This window comes from Dietzia kunjamensis, from assembly GCF_045689975.1.
Taxonomy (GTDB): domain Bacteria; phylum Actinomycetota; class Actinomycetes; order Mycobacteriales; family Mycobacteriaceae; genus Dietzia; species Dietzia kunjamensis.
In genome coordinates, this window is sequence record NZ_CP143297.1 from 1,123,191 (window position 1) to 1,140,664 (window position 17,474).

At 73.2% G+C, this 17,474-nt stretch carries 13 protein-coding genes, 2 tRNA genes and 3 pseudogenes; 9 read left to right on the forward strand and 9 right to left on the reverse strand.

All coding sequences use genetic code 11. The features are described from left to right. Window positions 1-29 precede the first annotated feature (29 nt). Both VZF99_RS05265 and VZF99_RS05270 read right to left on the reverse strand, forming a co-directional pair. Window positions 30-1,370 (reverse strand): serine hydrolase domain-containing protein, encoded by a 1,341-nt coding sequence (locus tag VZF99_RS05265; RefSeq protein WP_407335837.1) that lies wholly within the window; start codon window positions 1,368-1,370, stop codon window positions 30-32. A 4-nt stretch (window positions 1,371-1,374) separates the two neighbouring features. Next, the gene (locus VZF99_RS05270) at window positions 1,375-3,483 is read right to left on the reverse strand and encodes a TPM domain-containing protein (protein ID WP_325769352.1); all 2,109 of its coding nucleotides are present in this window, start codon (window positions 3,481-3,483) and stop codon (window positions 1,375-1,377) included. Window positions 3,484-3,551: 68 nt separating this feature from the next. Between VZF99_RS05270 and dnaG the strand changes: the two genes are divergently transcribed. Together dnaG and VZF99_RS05280 are read left to right on the forward strand one after the other, a co-directional pair. Then, a complete protein-coding gene (dnaG, locus tag VZF99_RS05275) occupies window positions 3,552-5,582 on the forward strand; it encodes a DNA primase (RefSeq protein ID WP_325769353.1) in 2,031 nt (676 codons plus the stop codon). 81 nt (window positions 5,583-5,663) lie between these two features. Continuing rightward, window positions 5,664-5,736, forward strand: a tRNA-Asn gene (locus VZF99_RS05280). A gap of 56 nt (window positions 5,737-5,792) precedes the next feature. Here the strand turns inward: VZF99_RS05280 and VZF99_RS05285 are convergent. Next, window positions 5,793-5,888, reverse strand: a pseudogene (locus tag VZF99_RS05285) (deaminase); the annotation flags it as partial. On the opposite strand from VZF99_RS05285, the pseudogene VZF99_RS05290 reads away from it, so the two are divergent. Continuing rightward, window positions 5,881-6,153 (forward strand): annotated as a pseudogene (locus VZF99_RS05290) (molybdenum cofactor biosynthesis protein MoaE); the annotation flags it as partial. The pseudogenes VZF99_RS05285 and VZF99_RS05290 overlap by 8 nt on opposite strands. A 5-nt stretch (window positions 6,154-6,158) precedes the next feature. Here VZF99_RS05290 and VZF99_RS05295 read toward each other — a convergent pair. The 3 genes and pseudogenes from VZF99_RS05295 to VZF99_RS05305 all read right to left on the reverse strand — a co-directional run bounded on the left by VZF99_RS05295 (window position 6,159) and on the right by VZF99_RS05305 (window position 8,571). Further along, on the reverse strand, window positions 6,159-7,712 hold the full coding sequence (locus VZF99_RS05295; protein WP_407335838.1) for an HNH endonuclease signature motif containing protein: 1,554 nt from the start codon (window positions 7,710-7,712) through the stop codon (window positions 6,159-6,161). 108 nt (window positions 7,713-7,820) lie between these two features. Then, window positions 7,821-8,077, reverse strand: a pseudogene (locus VZF99_RS05300) (dihydrofolate reductase family protein); the annotation flags it as partial. A gap of 71 nt (window positions 8,078-8,148) precedes the next feature. Then, window positions 8,149-8,571, reverse strand: coding sequence for a nuclear transport factor 2 family protein (locus VZF99_RS05305; protein WP_407335839.1), 423 nt, complete (start codon window positions 8,569-8,571; stop codon window positions 8,149-8,151). 59 nt (window positions 8,572-8,630) lie between these two features. Between VZF99_RS05305 and VZF99_RS05310 the strand changes: the two genes are divergently transcribed. The 6 genes from VZF99_RS05310 (at window position 8,631) to VZF99_RS05335 (ending at window position 13,093) form a co-directional block, all read left to right on the forward strand. Further along, window positions 8,631-10,019 (forward strand): carboxylesterase/lipase family protein, encoded by a 1,389-nt coding sequence (locus VZF99_RS05310; RefSeq protein WP_407335840.1) that lies wholly within the window; start codon window positions 8,631-8,633, stop codon window positions 10,017-10,019. A gap of 52 nt (window positions 10,020-10,071) precedes the next feature. After that, a tRNA-Ile gene (locus VZF99_RS05315) sits at window positions 10,072-10,148 on the forward strand. Window positions 10,149-10,224: 76 nt separating this feature from the next. Further along, on the forward strand, window positions 10,225-11,775 hold the full coding sequence (locus tag VZF99_RS05320) for a cobyric acid synthase (RefSeq protein WP_407335841.1): 1,551 nt from the start codon (window positions 10,225-10,227) through the stop codon (window positions 11,773-11,775). Next, entirely contained in the window at window positions 11,772-12,512 is a 741-nt protein-coding gene (locus VZF99_RS05325; RefSeq protein ID WP_407335842.1) for a cobalt-precorrin-6A reductase, read from the forward strand. Before VZF99_RS05320 ends, VZF99_RS05325 begins: the two co-directional genes overlap by 4 nt. 39 nt (window positions 12,513-12,551) lie before the next feature. Next, window positions 12,552-12,818 carry a type II toxin-antitoxin system Phd/YefM family antitoxin gene (locus VZF99_RS05330; RefSeq protein ID WP_185951703.1) on the forward strand — a complete coding sequence of 89 codons (267 nt, stop codon included), beginning with the start codon at window positions 12,552-12,554 and terminating at the stop codon, window positions 12,816-12,818. A gap of 8 nt (window positions 12,819-12,826) precedes the next feature. After that, the gene (locus VZF99_RS05335; protein WP_120283030.1) at window positions 12,827-13,093 is read left to right on the forward strand and encodes a type II toxin-antitoxin system RelE/ParE family toxin; all 267 of its coding nucleotides are present in this window, start codon (window positions 12,827-12,829) and stop codon (window positions 13,091-13,093) included. A 51-nt stretch (window positions 13,094-13,144) separates the two neighbouring features. On the opposite strand, the gene VZF99_RS05340 is transcribed toward VZF99_RS05335, so the two are convergent. The 3 genes from VZF99_RS05340 to VZF99_RS05350 are packed head-to-tail and all read right to left on the reverse strand — an operon-like array spanning window position 13,145 to window position 17,459. Further along, window positions 13,145-14,632, reverse strand: a complete 1,488-nt coding sequence (locus VZF99_RS05340) for a cobyrinate a,c-diamide synthase (RefSeq protein ID WP_407335843.1) — start codon at window positions 14,630-14,632, stop codon at window positions 13,145-13,147. Beyond that, window positions 14,626-15,240, reverse strand: coding sequence for a cob(I)yrinic acid a,c-diamide adenosyltransferase (gene cobO, locus VZF99_RS05345; RefSeq protein WP_185951706.1), 615 nt, complete (start codon window positions 15,238-15,240; stop codon window positions 14,626-14,628). Before cobO ends, VZF99_RS05340 begins: the two co-directional genes overlap by 7 nt. Continuing rightward, window positions 15,240-17,459, reverse strand: coding sequence for a VWA domain-containing protein (locus VZF99_RS05350; RefSeq protein WP_407335844.1), 2,220 nt, complete (start codon window positions 17,457-17,459; stop codon window positions 15,240-15,242). The genes cobO and VZF99_RS05350 overlap by 1 nt, the downstream gene beginning before the upstream one ends. Window positions 17,460-17,474 lie beyond the last annotated feature (15 nt).

The window sequence follows — 17,474 nt, forward strand, 5'->3', positions numbered from 1 at the left end:
GCCCCCACCCCCGCGACCGCCGGCCGCCGTCAGCCGACCGCGCGCACGACGTCGCCGACCAGCCGGTCCACGCCCACCGCGTCGAGGGTCGAGCCGGGGGAGAAGCCGGTGCGGACCACCACGAGGTCGGCCGAGGGGACCACCACGACGTACTGCCCGTCGTGCCCGGAGGCCCAGAACGCGTCGGTCGGCAGCTCCGCGAACCGGAGCGGGGTCCCGTCACCGGCCGTGTTGAGCCACCACTGGGCGCCGTACGGTTCGGGCTCGCCGCCCGCCGGGACCCCGGTCGTCGCGTAGTCCATCCATCCCGCGGGCAGCAGCCGCTGTCCGTCCACCTCGCCGTCGTCGAGCACGAACTGACCGAACCGCGCCCAGTCGCGCGGGCTCGCCCACAGGTACGAACTACACACCGACCCGCCGGAGGCGTCGGCCTCGAGGACTGCGCTGCGCATCCCGAGCGGGCGGAAGAGCAGTTCCGCGGCCATCTCCGGCCCCAGCCCGGTGCGTTCGTGCAGCAGGTCGCAGACGATGTTGCTCGTGCCGGACGAGTACTGGCGGAACTCGCCGGGGGCGTGGGCGGCCGGCTGGGAGGCGGCGAAGGCGGCCATGTCGGGTTCGAGGAACAGCATCCGGGTGATGGGTGTGCCGAGGTCGTACTCCTCGTCCCAGTCGAGGCCGGAGGTCATGCGCAGCAGGTGGTCCAGGGAGATCTGCGACCGCTCGTCGGTCCATTCGGGACGCAGGCCGGTGGCGGCGGGGTCGAGGTCGGCGTCGGGGAACTCGACCTGCGCGCGCCCCACGAGGGTGGCGGCGACGCTCTTGGCCATGGACCAGCCGAGCTGGCGGGTGTCGGGGCCGAAACCGTCGGCGTACCGCTCGCCGAGGATCTCGCCGCGATGGACGACGACGAGGCCCCGCGTCCCCTCCTGCGCCGCGGCCTCATCCAGTGCCGACGAGACCTCGTCCGGGGCGTCGGTCGCCTCGGCCAGGCGGACACCCTGGGCGCCGTCCTCGCGCAGCGGCGGGGGCGGCTCGGTGCCCTGCGATCCCGCCGCGCGGTCACCGAGGGCGCAGCCGTGCTCGGAGACGTGGGCGGTCTGCCGGAAGCCCACCCCCAGCACCGAGGCGGTCGCGGTCCCGGTTTCCTCGTCGACCGACGTCCGCATGACGGGGACCAGCGGATTGGGCGGGAGGTCGGTGTCGTAGTCCTCTCGGCCCACGAGGTAGTGCAGGGCGCAGGCGTTGTGGGCGGCGTACCCGGTGCCGGTGAGCAGCATCGGCCGGTACCAGACGCCCACCGCGACCACGGCTGCGACGAGGAGCGCGACCACCGCGACCACCGCGATGAGAGCCTTCCGACGACGTGTCATGGGGTCAGAACCGCCCGCCCGCGCCGCCACCGCCGAAGCCGCCGCCACCGCCTCCGAAGCCACCGCCGAATCCGCCACCGAGGCCGCCGCCGCCGAAGCCGCGGGCGGAACCGAATCCGCCCCCGCCGCCGCGGAGCATCCCCTGGATGAGCGCGCCGGCGACCATGCCGCCGACCATCGCGCCGGTGCTGGACCCGCGCCGTCCGCCGCGTCCGTACGGGCCGCTCCGGCCGCCGTACCCGCCGTAGCCGCCGGAGTACTGGGGCCGGGAGGCGTCGCTCTGCGCGAGTCGGAGCGCCTCGCGGGCGAGGTTGAGCGCGCGCTCGGCGGCGGGGAACGCGGCCGGTCCGACCGTGCCCTCGGCGGTCGCCAGCGAGCTCTTCGCGGCCGCGAGGCGCGTGCGGGCGGCCTGGCCGATCACGTACGAGCGGCTGCCGATGAAGTCGTCGGCCTCGCGGACCGCTCCGGCGGCGCGGGTGATCGCGGCCCGGCGGGCGGCCCGGGCGCGGTTGGCGGCCTCGGCCTCGTGCCCGGCGGCGGCCAGGGCCTCGTCGAGGTCGCGGTCCACGTCGATGAGGTGGGAGAACGTCCCCAGCGGATCGGTCTGACCGTCGCGGCGGGCCGCGTCGACCGCCTCGCGCGCCGCGGCGGCCACCTGCGTGAGGGTCTGGCTGGAGGTGTCACTGACGTCGGTCGACGCCAGCAGCCGCGAGGCCATGGTCAGTTCCTCCTCGACCTCCTCGATCAGCGGGTCGAGGTCGCGGCGCGCGGTCGCGATGTCGTCGGCGGCGTGTTCGACGCCGTTGACCAGCTTCTCGGCCCGGGACAGCTCGCCTTCGGCGGAGGTGATGGCGTCCACGGCCTCGCCCTGCTCACCCACCGGCCGGGCCAGTGCCGCGCGGGCGCGGACGGTCTCGCCTTCCGCGGCGTCGAGCAGCTCCCCGGCCAGCGAGAGGTTGTCGGAGATGGAGGAGAGCACGGCCGACGGGAACCGCTCGCGCAGGTCCGCCATGGTCTTCTCGGCCTCGGGGAGCCGGGCGCGCAGGGAGACCGCGCGGCGGGTGAGCGTGTCGACGGAGGCGGCGCCGTTAATGAGCAGGTCGCGCATCTCAGCGAAGGCCGTGGCCTGTCCCTCGAGGCCGCGTTCGGCTCGTTCGGCGCGGGCGGCCACCTCGAGCAGCATGGCCTTGCGCTGGTCGGGCGTCTCGGGGATGTCGTCGTCGAGCCGCTGGACAAGTGCGTGCGCGGCGGCGACCTCGGCCCGTGCCGAGTCGAGCGCGGAGCGGAACGGCCGGGTACGCAGCTCGCCGAACTCGCCTGCGGCGGTCTCGAGGGCGTCCGTGGAGGCGTCCACCGACTGGTCGGCATCGGCCAACCCGGAGCGGGCGCGCGCGTCGAGCACCTCCACAGGCAGGGCCGACATCCGGGCGGTGTCGTCGCCGGGGATGTCGCGAGCGTCCTCGGCCTGCCTGGCCGTCCGCGTGGCGCGGCGCCGGCGGGCGAACAGGACCACGGCCGCGACGACGGCGATGATCACCACGATGATGGCCAGGATGGCGAACGGCGAGATCTCCGAGCCGGAGCCCTGGCGTTCGAGCCCGTCGGCCGCGCCGGTGACGGCGCCGGCCCAGTCGCCGGCGGCGAGGCGCGGTTCGATGTCGCGATCGGCGATTTCTTGCGCGGTCAGCTGATCGGCAGTGGGCGAGGCCTCGGGGTCGTCGAACTCGAACCAGTACCTGCCCTCGTCCACGGCCACCACGAGCAGCGCGTCGGACGCGCCCAGGTCGGACAGTTCCCGGGTCTGCTGCGTCCACTGCTCGACCGGGATGCCGTCGAGGGTGTCGACGAACGTCACCCACAGCTGGATCTGGTCGGACGAGCGCAGTTCGGCCAGTCGGCTCTCCACCTCGCTGGTGTCACCGCCGAGGACCCCCGCGGAGTCGGTGAGCTGCTGCTGCAGGTTCGACGGGGGCTCGGCCGAGGCGCCGGGGGCGGCCCACACCAGCGCGCAGGCCAGGAACGCGACCACCGTCGCGAGCGCTGTCACCGGGGCCTGGCTGAACCGGGAACGGGGTCGCCGGGCGGCGGCGGGCAGGAGTTGGGCGGCGATCATGGCCCCAGCGTATCGGCCCCGAACAGGGGGCACGCCGGTCCTCGCCGGAGGCGGCTACTCTGGGCGTCATGGCAGGGCGGATTCCGGAGCAGGACATCGCCGCGATCCGCGAACGCACCCGTATCGAGGAGATCGTCGGCGAGTACGTCGCGCTCAAACCAGGTGGCGCGGACTCGCTCAAGGGGCTGTCCCCGTTCAAGGACGAGAAGACCCCCTCGTTCCACGTGCGTCCGCAGCACGGCTACTTCCACTGTTTCTCGACGGGTGAGGGTGGCGACGTCTTCGCGTTCCTCATGAAGATGGAGCACATCAGCTTCGTGGAGGCGGTGGAGCAGCTGGCCGACCGGCTGGGTTACCGCATCTCCTACGAGGGTGGCGGGCAGGTCATCCAGCGCGATCGCGGCACGCGGTCCCGGCTGGCGCAGGCGAACGCGGCCGCGCAGAAGTTCTACGCCGAGCGACTGGCGCAGGATCCCGAGGCGGAGACGGCGCGCACCTTCCTCACCGACCGCGGGTTCGACATGGCCCAGGCCCAGCACTTCGGCTGTGGGTACGCGCCCGCCGGCTGGGACACCATGAGCAAGCACCTCATGCGCCAGGGGTTCGAGCCCAAGGAGCTGGAGGCGGCCGGGCTGTCCAAGACGAGCTCGCGCGGCACCCTCATCGACCGTTTCCACCGCCGGTTGCTGTGGCCCATCCGCAACCTCGGGGGCGAGGTGATCGGGTTCGGCGCGCGCAAGCTGTTCGAGGACGACACCCTGGGCAAGTACATGAACACGCCCGAGACGATGCTCTACAAGAAGTCCCAGGTGTTGTTCGGTCTGGACCTGTCCAAGCGGGAGATCGCCTCGCAGCGTCGCGCGGTCGTGGTCGAGGGTTACACCGACGTCATGGCCATGCACGCGGCCGGCGTCACGACCGCGGTCGCCGCGTGTGGCACCGCGTTCGGCGAGGACCACCTGTCGACGCTGCGGCGCCTGATGTTGGACGACAACTACTTCCGCGGCGAGATCATCTACACGTTCGACGGCGACGAAGCCGGCAAGAAGGCCGCGCTCCGGGCGTTCTCGGGGGACCAGCAGTTCTCCGGCCGGACGTTCGTGGCGGTGGCCCCGCCGGGGACGGATCCGTGCGACCTGCGTCAGAACAAGGGCGACGCGGCGGTGCGGGATCTCGTGTCCGCGCGGGTGCCGATGTTCGAGTTCGCGATCCGCTCGATGTTGGAGGACTACGACCTCGACCACGCCGAGGGGCGCGTGGAGGCCCTGCGACGCACCGTGCCGGTGGTGGCCGACATCCGCGATTCGACGCTGCGTGACGAGTACGCCCGCCAGCTCGCCGGATGGGTGGGCTGGGACGACCCGGCGACGGTGGTGCGCCGCGTCCGCGAGGAGGCGCGCAAGAAGGGTCGCGCGCGGTCGGCCGGGTCGGGTCCCGGGTTGCGCAAGCGTGCCCCCGGTGGACCGGGCGGGGGAGCCCGACCGGGGTGGGACGCCGCCGAGCGTGGGGGCGGCGCGGGTCGTGGACGTGGGGGATACGACGACGACGAGGCCGGCGGCCGCGATGCTCCGCAGACGCCGGAGGTGCCGTCGGGCGTGCCCATCCCCGCCGCGGCGGACCCGGTGCTGTGGCCCCAGCGGGAGGCCGTGAAGGCGGCCCTGCAGTACCCGGGCCTGGCGGGTCCACTCTTCGACTCGCTGCCGGAGGAGTGCTACACCCACCCGGCCTACGCCACGATCGCGCAGGCACTGTCGAAGGCCGGCGGGTGCGCGGCCGGCAAGAGCGGCGCGAACTGGGTCTCCGAGGTCTCCGAGGGGCTGGGCGACGACGGGCTGCGCCGACTGGTCGGGAGCCTCGCGGTGGAGACGCTGCGCGTGTCCGAGGAGGCGTTGCCCCGCTACATCTCCGGTGTCTTGGCGCGGCTGCAGGAGGTGTGGGTCTCGGGTCAGATCGCGGATCTCAAGTCCAAGGTGCAGCGGATGAGCCCCGCCGAGGACCCCGAGGGGTACTCGGCGTTGTTCGGTGATCTGGTGGCTCTGGAGGAGTACCGGCGTGGCCTGTTGAACCAGGCGGTCGGCGCGACTCCGGACATCGCCTGACCAGCCGATTTGGTTCGTCGGCCTGCGGCGCACTAAGGTGAGTTCTCGGTATCCGGCATCACCGCCGGGCGCCTGCAGTGATCCCCCATAGCTCAATTGGCAGAGCATTCGACTGTTAATCGAAGGGTTATTGGTTCGAGTCCAATTGGGGGAGCCCAGCAACCAGGTCAGAGGCTTCCGAGCCCTGACCTGGTCTGCATTTCAGGGTGGTCAGCCGGGTGGGGCGTGCAGGGTGGGCCGGTAGATCAGTTCCTGGATCCGGCCGTCGAGGGTACGGCTCTCGAGCAGCTCGAGGTCATACTCCGCTCACCCGACGGCCCGGGACACTCTCGCCCGGCTCTGCGCCGAGGTCGCGGGGGAGCACTCGGCGCGGGTGGCGGCCGTCCACCGCGTGGGCGTGCTGCCGGTGGGCGAGGTCGCGGTGGTGGTGGTCGCTGTGGCTCCGCATCGGGCCGAGGCGTTCGCGGCGTGTTCGGAGCTCATTGAGCGTCTCAAGCACGGGGTGCCCATCTGGAAGCGGCAGCGCTTCACCGACGGCGTCTCCGAATGGGTGGGCGTCGGCGACTGCTGAGTTGGTCAGGCCGGTCGTCTCCAGGGTCTGCGCGGGTTCTGACCCGGCGGATTGATGAGTGTGCCGTCGTCGGCGACGATGCGGTCGGCGAAGGCGTTCCACTCGCGTTCCCAGATGGCGTCACGGGCACGGGCCAAGGGGCCCTTGGGTCTGGTGCGGTGTTCGTGTCCGGTGTCGGTGATGATGACGAGTTCACCCAACGGCCCGGACCGGTAGGCGTTGGTCCCGAACGTCTTCTCGCGGTGGTGTTTGCGGCACAGGCAGACGAGGTTCCACTCGGTGGTCGGCCCGCCGAGCTCGGGATCCTTCGTGTTGAACGCGATCACATGGTCCACGTCGCAGGCCTCGGCGGGAACCGAGCACCCGGGGTGGCGGCAGGTGCCGTCGCGCATGCGGATGCGCTCGGCCATCGCGGGGGTGATCACGTAGCGCAGGGCGTGCTCGGGGGAGTCGAGCACGCCGGGGGCGGGGTCGATGAGGTCGAACCGCACGCTCGCGTCGTCGCCCTCGAGCAGTTCCGTGCAGAGCCATTCGACGCTGCTGTAGGTGCCGTGGACGAACTCGACGCGGTTGGGCAGGCCCCGGGCCGCGGAGGCGATCACGCTGATGCGGATCGGCTGACCGGCCCGCGCGGCGTTGCCCAGCGTGGGCCGGGGGAGGTCCGCCCCGAGCCTGACGTCGCCGAGTTCGATGCCGTCGTGCTCGGACGCAGGGGCCGGGTCGGAGCCGGAGCCGGGGCCGGAGCCGGAGCCGGGCTTGGTCGCGGACGGGTCACCAGCAGGCGGATAGACGGCGAGCGCGGCGAGGGCGTCGGCGCGGAGCTGATCCGGGGAACCGTCCAGTCCGTCCGCCGAGGCGGCCGACGCATCGGTCTCGATGCGACGCCGGAGGAGTTCGGCATCGGCGGCGGTGAGCTTGGCCCACATCGTGGCCATGCCGTTCCGGTCGCCGCGGAATCGGACCGAGCGGGTGGCGGCCGCCGCTGCGGCGGCGTCCTGCGCGGCAGCCGGGTCGTGTCGCTCCACGGCGTCATCGATCGCCGAGTCCACCGCGTTGCGGGTCGGCCGGTCGCCACCGTCGAGATCGTCCGTGAAGCGCGCGACCACCTCGTCCTCCACGGCCGACACGATCGCGTCGGACACCTCCGCCAGGCGACACGCGATATCGACCGCCAACTGCTCGGGCAGCAGCCCGCGGTCGACCGTGGATCGCAGACGGGGCAACCGCCGGTGGATCTGCGTCCCGGCCGTCACCAACCGCGCGGCGTGCCAACACGTGAGCTGACACGCCGCCACGAGGTGATCGCGGGCCCGGGCCTCCGGATCCAGCCGGGCGTACGCGGGCCGACGCGAACCGGCGCCGGCCTCGCCAGCCTCCTCCGCCTGTGCCTGCTCGGCCCGGGCGAACTGTTCGACCAGGACATTCGCCGCCTCCAGCCGCGTGGCCCCGGCGCGGTTCTGCGCCAGCGTCGCGGCACGGGCCGCCTCGCTGACGGCCTCCATGTCGACCATGCCGAGGGGCTCGGGTACGGCGAACAGCGAACTCGTCGTCGTCACCATCCCACCTCCTCCGCCGCCGACGTCGAACTTACATTCGACAATACCCGCGTCGGCGCACTAGCACAAGGGTTCGATCATTTTCGATCACTCACCCCAACCGGGTACCCACCCACTGCGCCAGGGAAACACCGTCACCTGCACCGGTCGACCAGACCGGCGGCCATCAGCGCCCGGTTCATCGACAAGCTGCCGTGCGAGCGCAACGACACGTCGGATTGCTGCTTCAAGCGAGCGACCACCTCGACGGCGTCTCCGCTGACGATGGCCGCGTCCGGCCAGTCGAGGGGACCATCCAGGGTCGTTGACACCACCGTGGTCAGCAGCGTGGTCATCTGGGTGACCCAGGGGTCGAACACGCCGGAGTAGTCAGTAGCCGCCCCAATCACCCTTGTCGTTGTACGACCCGAAGCCGCCTCCCATGGGAGGCAGTCGGCGATCAGCCCGGTTGGAGTGTCCGGAAATCGCCTCGGTCGAAGCTGATGTGGAACCTCCTCGAGTCGATCCGCCAGCCCTCCGGCGTTCGGGTCCACAGGTCCGAGTACTCGCCGAAGCACTCGTAGGACAAATCGGACCGGTCCCCGGCGCCGAGGTGGAGGACCCGCGCGTACGTGAGGCTCCGCGCCCGGTCCTCGTCTCCGTGGAAGGCGAGCTGCACCCGATGGTTGCCCAGCAGGTGCTGGGACGGTCCGCAGCCCCCGAGGTGCTCCCGGACCCTCTCGACGATCGCCTGCCGACCGGTCGCGCCGTACCCGGTCGCGGACTCGGTGAACAGCTCGCCCAGCCCGTCCCAGTCACGTGAGTCCAACGCTGAGGCCACGTCGGCCAGACGCTCGATGATCAGGTCCCTGTCACTCGTCATCTCCCCTTGGTAGCAGTGATCGCCGGGGGATCTCAGCTGTCGTCGCTAATCTGGCCGCCATGACCGACGTCGAGATCGCGCTGTCCACCGGCCGCGTCAAGGGCACCGACCTGGGGGATGTGGTCCGCTACTACGGCATTCCGTACGCCGAGGACCCCGTCGGCGACCTGCGGTTCGCCGCCCCGGTCCGCCGCGAACCGTGGCCGGGCGTCCGCGACGCCACCCGGCCGGCGGCCACCGCGCAGCGGCTGCGCTTCGACCCCGACCCGGCGATCCCCGAGCCGATCGTCGCCGGAACGGACATCCTGCACGTCGACGTGTGGGCTCCCACCGAGGGCGCGGGCCACCCGGTGCTGGTGTGGATCCACGGCGGCGGGTGGGAGTCCGGGTCGTCGCACCAGCCCTGGTTCGTCGGGACCGCCTTCGCGCGCGCCGGGATCGTCGTGGTCTCGGTGGGCTACCGCCTGGGCGTCGAGGGGTTCACCGCGTTCCCCGACGCCCCGGACAACCGCGGGGTGCGGGATTGGATCATGGCCCTGGAGTGGGTCCGCGACGAGATCGCGGCGTTCGGCGGCGACCCCGGGCAGGTCACGGTGTCGGGTCAGTCGGCGGGCGGCGGGGCGGTGCTCTGCCTGCTCGCCTCGCCGTTGGCGGCCGGCCTGTTCCACCGGGGGATCGCCTCGTCGCCGGCGGTCCTGCGGTCCCCGGCCGCTCAGGCCCCCAAGGGTACGACTGCGGCGGGACTGGCTGCCGGCGGTCGGGGCGCCGTCGACGAATTCCACCGGCGCCTGCGCAAGGACAATCCGTTTCTCATGCCGTTCCGGCCGACGGTCGGCGACGACACCGTCCCGGTCCCGCCCCTGGAGGGCATCGGGAGCGGTCCCGGGCTCGACCTGCCACTGCTCATCGGCTCCACGGCCACGGAGTTCGAGGGGGTCGTCCGGGCCCTGCCCGGGGCCGCGTTGGTGCCGGGTGCCGCGATGATCCTGCGGTCCCAGGAGCTGCCCACCACCGGACTGCGCGCGCTGGCCAGACAATCGGCGGGCAAGTCGCTGCGCCGGGCGGTGGGGGCGGTGGTCGACGCCGCGACCATCCACTCGACCGTCGTGCGTGCGGCCGAGACCCGGGTGGCCGCCGGCGCGCCCACCTGGGTGTACGACTTCCGCTGGTCCGAGGGTCGCGGCGCCGTGCACTGCGCGGACCTGCCGTTCTTCTGGTCGGTTCCGGAAGCCGCGAACGTGCGGGCCTACCTCGGAGCGGATGCGCCGCCGGGGCTCGTCGACGCGATGCACCGGTCGTGGGTCGACTTCGTCCGCTCCGGGGACCCGGGGTCCCCGCCCTACGCGCCCCCCGGGAGGCGGGTGCAGGTGTGGGACGAACCCCCCGCGGTCGTCGAGGACGGACTGGCCGACGTCCGCGCGGTCTGGTGGCCCGCCGGCGGCTCCTGACGCCTTGCTACGATTGCGCCGCGCGTGCCGGTGACGTACCCGGCGCGTGCGGGGGGCTATAGCTCAGTTGGTTAGAGCCGCGGACTCATAATCCGCTGGTCGCGGGTTCGAGCCCCGCTGGCCCCACCACCGTCTCGTGCACCGTCTTCGAACGTGGGTCAGCCCGGTCAGGCGGGCCCGGAGCGCCCGACTACGATCGATCTCCATGGTCGCCTCCCTGCTCGTCGCCGGTACGACCTCCGATTCCGGGAAGAGCGTCGTGACCACCGCGCTGTGCCGGGCGTTCGCCCGCCGCGGCATCGACGTGGCCCCGTTCAAGGCCCAGAACATGTCCAACAACTCGATGGTGGTCGCCGCCCCTCGCAGCACAGGTCCGGACGGCACAGGCCCGGACGGCACCGCTGAGATCGGGCGCGCGCAGTGGATCCAGGCCCTGGCCGCGGGCGTGGCCCCGGAGCCGGCGATGAACCCGGTGCTCCTCAAGCCCGGCGGCGACCGGCGCAGCCACGTGGTGGTGATGGGACAGCCAGCCGGGTCGGTGTCCTCCCGCGACTTCGTCGACGGACGGACCCACCTGGCCGAGGCCGCGTACGCCGCCTACTCCGACCTCGCCTCCCGCCACGAGCTCGTCATCTGCGAGGGGGCCGGCAGTCCCACCGAGATCAACCTGCGCTCGAGCGACTACGTCAACATGGGCCTGGCCCGGCACGCGGACATGCCGGTCGTCGTGGTGGGGGACATCGACCGCGGCGGGGTCTTCGCCGCCCTCTACGGCACGGTCGCACTGCTCGAGCCCGCCGATCAGCGGCTGGTCGCGGGGTTCGTCATCAACAAGTTTCGCGGCGACCCGACGCTGCTGGCCCCCGGGCTGCGGCAGATCGAGGACCTCACCGGCCGGCCGGTCCACGGGGTGCTGCCCTGGAATCCCGACCTGTGGCTGGACTCGGAGGACGCCCTCGCGGTGGGTCCCCGCGCCGCCGACGCCACCGCGACCCTGCGCGTGGCCGTGATCCGTCTGCCGCGCATCAGCAACTTCACCGACGTCGACGCCCTCGGCCTGGAGGCGGACGTCGATCTGGAGTACGTCACGGAGCCCCGCGACCTCGCGGGGGCGGACCTCGTCGTCGTCCCCGGGACCCGCGCCACCCTCGACGACCTCGCCTGGCTCCGCGCCCGGGGCCTCGACCGGGCGCTCACTTCCCACGTCGAGCGCGGCGGCGCGGTGCTGGGGATCTGCGGCGGCTTCCAGATGCTCGGCGGGGAGATCGCCGACCCGGACGGCATCGAGGGCGAGCCCGGCGCGCGGGTGACCGGCCTCGGACTGCTTCCCGCCACCACTCGCTTCGGCGCCGAGAAGGTCCTGCGACTGCCGACCGGACGCGCGCTGGGTCAGGACGTGGGCGGGTACGAGATCCATCACGGCAGGGTGAGCGTCGGCGGCGGGGGCGCGCGGGTCGACGACGACGAGGAGTTCCCCGGCGGAGCCCGGCGGGGCCGCGTGTTCGGCACCATGTGGCACGGAACCCTCGAGTCGGACGGCTTCCGGTCGGCTCTGCTGGCCGAGGTCGTCGGCGGCTCCGGCGGCGCGGGTCGTGTGCGTCCGGCCTCCGGGGTGAGTTTCGCGCGGGCCCGCGAGACGCGGCTCGACCTGCTGGCCGATCTCGCCGAGGAGCACCTCGACCTGGACGCGCTGCTCGAGCTGGCCCGCTCGGGTGCTCCGGAACTGCCGCTGCTGCCGCCGGGGGCGGACCGATGAGCGTGCTGATCCTCGGCGGCACCGCCGAGGCCCGCGACCTCGCCGTCCTGCTGCAGGAGGGCGGCCTGCGGTTCTCCTCGTCTCTGGCGGGCCGGGTCGCGCGGCCGCGGTTGCCGGTGGGGGAGGTGCGCGTCGGCGGGTTCGGCGGCATCGACGGGCTCCGGCGGCACCTCACGGAGGCCGGCGTGACCGCGGTCGTGGACGCCACCCACCCCTTCGCCGCCGGCATCTCGGCCAATGCCGCCGCAGCCTGCGCCGCCGCGGAGGTCCCGCTGCTGCGCCTCGAGCGACCGGGGTGGGCCGCCGCCCCCGGCGCGGACGGCTGGCACTGGGTGGACGACCACGACGAGGCCGCGGCGACCGCGTCCCGCGTGGGCCGGCGGCCGTTCCTCACGATCGGCCGGCAGTCGCTGGACAAGTTCGTCGGCCCGCTCGCCGAGCACCACGCGCTGGTCAGGGTGGTGGACCCGCCCGAGGTGGGGCTGCCCGCGTCGTGGCGACTGCTGCTGAACCGCGGCCCCTACTCGGTGGAGTGTGAGCGCGAACTCTTCGCCGACCACGGCGTGGACGTGCTGGTCACCAAGGACTCGGGCGGCGGTCACACGTGGTCGAAGATGGCCGTGACCGACGAGCTCGGCGTACCGGTCGTGGTGGTGCGGCGGCCCGGGTCCGCGCCGGGCGTTCCGGTGGTGGACGGGGCGGCTGCCGCGGCGGAGTGGGCTCGCAGCCTGAATTGAGTATGTCGCCTACGCGCGAAGCGTGGCACAATTGTGTACATGTCTACCGAGCCGCTCCGTGATGTCCGGGCCAACTTCAGCGACGTGGTCGACCGTGTCTCCAAGCACCACGAGCGCGTCACGGTGACCAAGAACGGACGTCCGGTGGCCGTGGTCATGAGCCCGGACGATCTCGCCGCTCTCGAGGAGACCCTCGATGTCCTCTCCGACCCGTCAGCGTTGGCGGATATCCGGGAGGCCGATGCGGCGAGGACGCACGGAGAGGTCGTGCGCGGCGTCGATGCCGTCCGGGCCCTCCGCCCGTAGGCCGCGCGGTGGAGGGCTACGAGCTCGTCGTCGCCCCACCCGCGGCTCGGGCGATCCAGCGGGGCCTTCCGGAGAACATCGCCGCGGCGGTGGTCGAATTCCTCACCGGGCCACTGATCGCGAACCCACGGCGAGCGGGAAACGAACTGCGAAGGGAGCTGACCGGCGTGTACTCCGCCCGTCGCGGGACCTACCGCATCCTGTATCGGATCGACGACGACGCCAGAGAGGTCCTCGTTCTCCGGGTCGAGCACAGACGGGATGTGTATCGGTGAGCGCGGTCTGAGCGGCTGGTGTCGTCGGACAGCGCGCTCGTCGTCGCGGAGTCAGACCAACTCGGCGGCCGTGCCCATTCCGCGGTCCGCTAACCGGGCGAAGCGCCGCGCGTGCGCCGCGAACCGGGCCGCCATCGCCGGATGCCCGGCCCAGTGCGTGTGCAGGTAGGAGGCGTGGACCGACCCGCTGACGAAGCCCTCCGGTCCGGCGCTGCTGGTCCAGGCGGGAGCCGCTCCCGGTCCGCTCGTGCTGGGCACATCCGCGTAAGAGCCCGCCGCGCCGGCGGGCGGGTTCACGGCCGTGCGGTGGAACTCGTGGCCGGTGACCTCGGTGCCGGCGGTCGCCAGGACGCTGTCGGCGACCGCGGTCGACCGGCGGTAGGCCAGCGTGAGCCGCGGGGCCATGGCCGCGTCGGCGTCAACAGCACCGACCATGGGGACACCGTCGAGGGTGCGACAGAGGTAGAGCAGGCCCGCGCACTCGGCGACGGTCGGCGTCCCGGCGGCCGTCGCCGCGCGCAGTGCCCGCAGCATCGGCTCGTTGGCGGCGAGGTCCGCGGCGTGGACCTCGGGGAACCCGCCCCCGAGGTAGATCCCCGCGGCGGTGTCGGGCAGGGCCTCGTCGGCCAGCGGGTCGAACGGCACGACCGAGCAGCCGGTCGCCTCGAGCAACTCGACCGTCTCGGCGTAGCGGAAGGTGAAGGCCCGGCCACCGGCCACGGCGATGAGCGGGCGGCCCTCGTCGTCGTCGACCTCGTGGGCTCGGTCACCACCCAGCGCCACGCGCGCCGACCACGCCCCGCCCGCCAGCGGCGGCGCCTCACGCGCGATCCGCATGACGGCCTCCAGGTCGATCGACGCGGCCACCTTCCCGGCCAGGTGGTCGAGCGAGCGCGCGGCCTCCGGGCGTTCGGCGGCGGGGACCAGGCCGAGGTGGCGGGAGGGGGCGGTGACGTCGTCGTCGCGCTGGAGGACACCCAGCACCGGGATGCCGAGGGGCGCCAGCGCGCGGCGGACCTCGTCGGAGTGGCGGACGGAACCCGCCTTGTTGAGCACCACCCCGGCGATGTGCACGGCCGGGTCGTAGGAGGCCATCCCCAGCACCACCGCGGCGATGCTGCGCGAGGCGTGGGAGATGTCGACGACCAGCGCGACGGGGGCCCCGGTGAGCGCGGCGACGTGGGCCGTGGAGGCGAACCCGTCGCCGCCGATGTGGCCGTCGTACAGGCCCATCACGCCCTCGATCACCGCGACGTCGGCGGGGCGCCCCGCGCCGATCCCGGCCCCGCCCGCGCCGGCGCCGTGCAGCAGCAGCGGCACGATCCGCTTCTCGCCCACCAGGTGCGGGTCGAGGTTGCGGCCCGGCCGCCCGGTGGCCAGAGCGTGGTACCCGGGGTCGATGTAGTCGGGGCCCACCTTGTGCCCCGAGACCTCCAGCCCGGTGCGGCGCAGCGCGGCCATGAGGCCGGTCGCGACGGTGGTCTTGCCGTGCCCCGACGCCGGCGCGGCCACGACGATCCGCGGCAGCGCGGTCACCATTCGATGCCCCGCTGACCCTTCTGCCCGGCGTCCATCGGGTGTTTGACCTTGGTCATCTCGGTGACCAGGTCGGCGACCTCGAGCAGTCGGGGGTCGGCGTCGCGGCCGGTGATCACCACGTGCTGCCGGCCGGGGCGGCTGGCGAGGGTGGCGACCACGTCGTCGACGTCCACCCAGCCCCATTTCATGGGATAGGTGAACTCGTCGAGCAGGTAGAGGTCGTGCCGCTCGTCGGCCAGGCGGCGTTTGATCTCGGCCCATCCTTCGGCGGCGTCGGCGGCGTGGTCGTCCTCGGTGCCGTCCTTGCGCGACCACGACCACCCCGAGCCCATCTTGTGCCACTCGACGGGCCCGCCCTCGCCGGTCTCGGCGTGCAGGCGGGCGAGGCGTTCCATGACGGTCTGCTCGCCGATGCGCCACTTGGCGGACTTGACGAACTGGAACACCCCGATGTCCCAGCCCTGGTTCCACGCGCGCATGGCCAGACCGAACGCGGCGGTGGACTTCCCCTTGCCGGGCCCGGTGTGGACCATGACCAGCGGACGGTTGCGGCGTTGCCGGGTGCTGAGCCCGTCGTCGGGCACGATCTCCGGCTGTCCCTTGGGCATCAGGCCACCTCGTTCCGGGGGTCGACGCCCCGGGGGCGCGCGGTGCGGGCGCGGACGGTATCGGTGAGTCCCTCGGCGGTGACCTCGCCCAGTGGCACGTGCTCAGCGCCCAGGTGCCCGGCGAGCGCGGAGGCCAGGCCCATCCGGAAGCGGCCGGTCTCGCAGTCCACCACCACCGAGGCCACGCCGAGGGAGGCCAGCCCGGTCGCCGCGGTGCGGGACCTGGCGAGGGCGTCCGGGCCGTGGGTGGCGCGGCCGTCGGTGACGACGACGAGGAGGGCCCGCCGCCGCGGATCGCGGACTCCCTCGATGCGCAGGACCTCGGCGGCGGTGAGCAGTCCCTCGGCCAGTGGGGTCCGGCCGCCCGCCGGGAGTTCCGCGAGGCGGGTGGCCGCGATGTCGACCGACGAGGTGGGCGGCAGGGTCACGTGGGCCGCGGACCCGCGGAAGGTCACCAGTCCCACCTTGTCGCGGCGGCGGTAGGCGTCCAGCAGTAGGGAGAGGATCGCGGTCTTGACCTGCTCCATCCGGGTGCGGGCGGCCATGGAGCCGGAGGCGTCCACGCAGAACAGCACGAGGTTCGACTCGCGGCCCTCTCGCACGGACGAGCGCAGGTCCTCGGCGGCCAGCCGGAGTCGGCCACCGTTTGGGCCGGCTCCGCGACCGCGGGCGGACTGCTGCGGCGCGGCGGACCGGATCGTGGCGGGCAGGTGCAGGTCGGACCCGGTGAACGCGCCCGAGCCGATTCGGCGGCCGCTGGTTGTGATGGCCCTCGACCGGCGGCCGGCAGCGCCCTGGCCGGTACCGGCGACGGCGAGCAGGCGGGTGCGGTACGGCGCGGCGGCCGCGGTGACCGTGCCTGGCTCGGGCGGGGTGGGCCCGGGAGCGTCGGACCCGGAGGCGTCGCCGGGGGTGTCCTCCGCGGCGTGTCCGCCGGGCTGCTCGTCGGCTCGGCCGTCGGCGTCGTCGTCCGAGTGGCCGCCCGCCTGGTCCGGGCCCTCGGTACCGGAGGCGTTGCCGGCGCCGAGGCCGTCCTCGGTTTGCTCGGTCTGCTCGGGCGCGTGCTCGTGCCCGGCGTCCTCGGCCGAGGCCCGCGCCGGGTCGGACTCGGCGTCCGGGGCGTCTGCCGACGCGGACTCGTCTGCGGACTCCGACTGTTCGGCGTCCTCGGCCGGCGCGGTCTCGTCCCGGGGGTCGGGATCGGGCTCGTCGTCGTCGCCCAGCAGCCGTTCCAACAGGTCCTCGTCGAGGCCCGGCGCGTCGAACGGCGCGCGGCGGCGGCGGTGGGGAAGCGCCATACGCGCGGCGACGCGGATGTCCTCGCGGGTGATCCGGGTCCGGCCCTGCCACGCGGCGTGGGCGGCGGCGGTGCGGGCAGTGACGATGTCGGCGCGCATGCCGTCCACGTCGAAGCCCGCACACACCCGGGCGATGGTGGACAGCGCCCAGGGGGTCAGTCTCACCCGGTCGAGCACGCGCCGCGCGGCGGCGATCCGCTCGCGCACTGCGGCCTCGTCGGCGGCGTGGGCGGCGACGAATCCCGCCGGGTCGGCCTCGAACGCGATCCGGCGGCGCACCACCTCGGCCCGCAGTTCCGGGTCCCGGGGCGCGGCCACCTCCACGGTGAGGCCGAAGCGGTCCAGCAGCTGGGGCCGGAGCTCACCCTCCTCGGGGTTCATGGTGCCGATCAGCACGAAGCGCGCGGCGTGCTCCACCGAGATGCCGTCGCGCTCCACGGTCACCCGGCCCATCGCGGCGGCGTCGAGCAGAAGGTCCACCACGTGGTCGTGGAGCAGGTTGACCTCGTCCACGTAGAGCAGTCCGCGGTGCGCGCGGGCGAGCAGGCCAGGTTGGAACACGGTCACACCGTCGGCGAGCGCACTCTCCAGGTGTAGTGATCCGGTGATGCGGTCCTCGGACACCCCGATCGGCAGCTCGACCAGGCGGACCGGCCGCCGCTCGGTGGGCGCGTCGTGGGGGATACGCCCGTCCGGGGTCTCGGAACCGCGGTCGTCGGGTGCGGAGGAGAAGCGGTCGCCGGTGACGACCTCGACCTCCGGCAGGATCCCGGCGAGGGCGCGGACCATCGTGGACTTGGCCGTGCCCTTCTCACCGCGGATCAGCACGCCGCCGACCGCCGGGGACACCGCGGTCAGCGTCAGGGCCAGCGCCATGTCGTCGGAACCGACGACAGCGCTGAAGGGGTAGTGCAGTGGCATGGGGGCTCCCGCTCT

Excerpts from the sequence above, each read along its gene's own strand:
- dnaG (WP_325769353.1), top strand. The coding sequence starts at position 3,552 with ATGGCAGGGCGGATTCCGGAGCAGGACATCGCCGCGATCCGCGAACGC.
- VZF99_RS05330 (WP_185951703.1), top strand. The coding sequence starts at position 12,552 with ATGTCTACCGAGCCGCTCCGTGATGTCCGGGCCAACTTCAGCGACGTG.
- VZF99_RS05270 (WP_325769352.1), bottom strand. The coding sequence starts at position 3,483 with ATGATCGCCGCCCAACTCCTGCCCGCCGCCGCCCGGCGACCCCGTTCC.
- cobO (WP_185951706.1), bottom strand. The coding sequence starts at position 15,240 with ATGCCCAAGGGACAGCCGGAGATCGTGCCCGACGACGGGCTCAGCACC.
- VZF99_RS05320 (WP_407335841.1), top strand. The coding sequence starts at position 10,225 with ATGGTCGCCTCCCTGCTCGTCGCCGGTACGACCTCCGATTCCGGGAAG.
- VZF99_RS05325 (WP_407335842.1), top strand. The coding sequence starts at position 11,772 with ATGAGCGTGCTGATCCTCGGCGGCACCGCCGAGGCCCGCGACCTCGCC.
- VZF99_RS05305 (WP_407335839.1), bottom strand. The coding sequence starts at position 8,571 with ATGACGAGTGACAGGGACCTGATCATCGAGCGTCTGGCCGACGTGGCC.
- VZF99_RS05265 (WP_407335837.1), bottom strand. The coding sequence starts at position 1,370 with ATGACACGTCGTCGGAAGGCTCTCATCGCGGTGGTCGCGGTGGTCGCG.
- VZF99_RS05310 (WP_407335840.1), top strand. The coding sequence starts at position 8,631 with ATGACCGACGTCGAGATCGCGCTGTCCACCGGCCGCGTCAAGGGCACC.
- VZF99_RS05350 (WP_407335844.1), bottom strand. The coding sequence starts at position 17,459 with ATGCCACTGCACTACCCCTTCAGCGCTGTCGTCGGTTCCGACGACATG.
- VZF99_RS05295 (WP_407335838.1), bottom strand. The coding sequence starts at position 7,712 with ATGGTGACGACGACGAGTTCGCTGTTCGCCGTACCCGAGCCCCTCGGC.
- VZF99_RS05340 (WP_407335843.1), bottom strand. The coding sequence starts at position 14,632 with ATGGTGACCGCGCTGCCGCGGATCGTCGTGGCCGCGCCGGCGTCGGGG.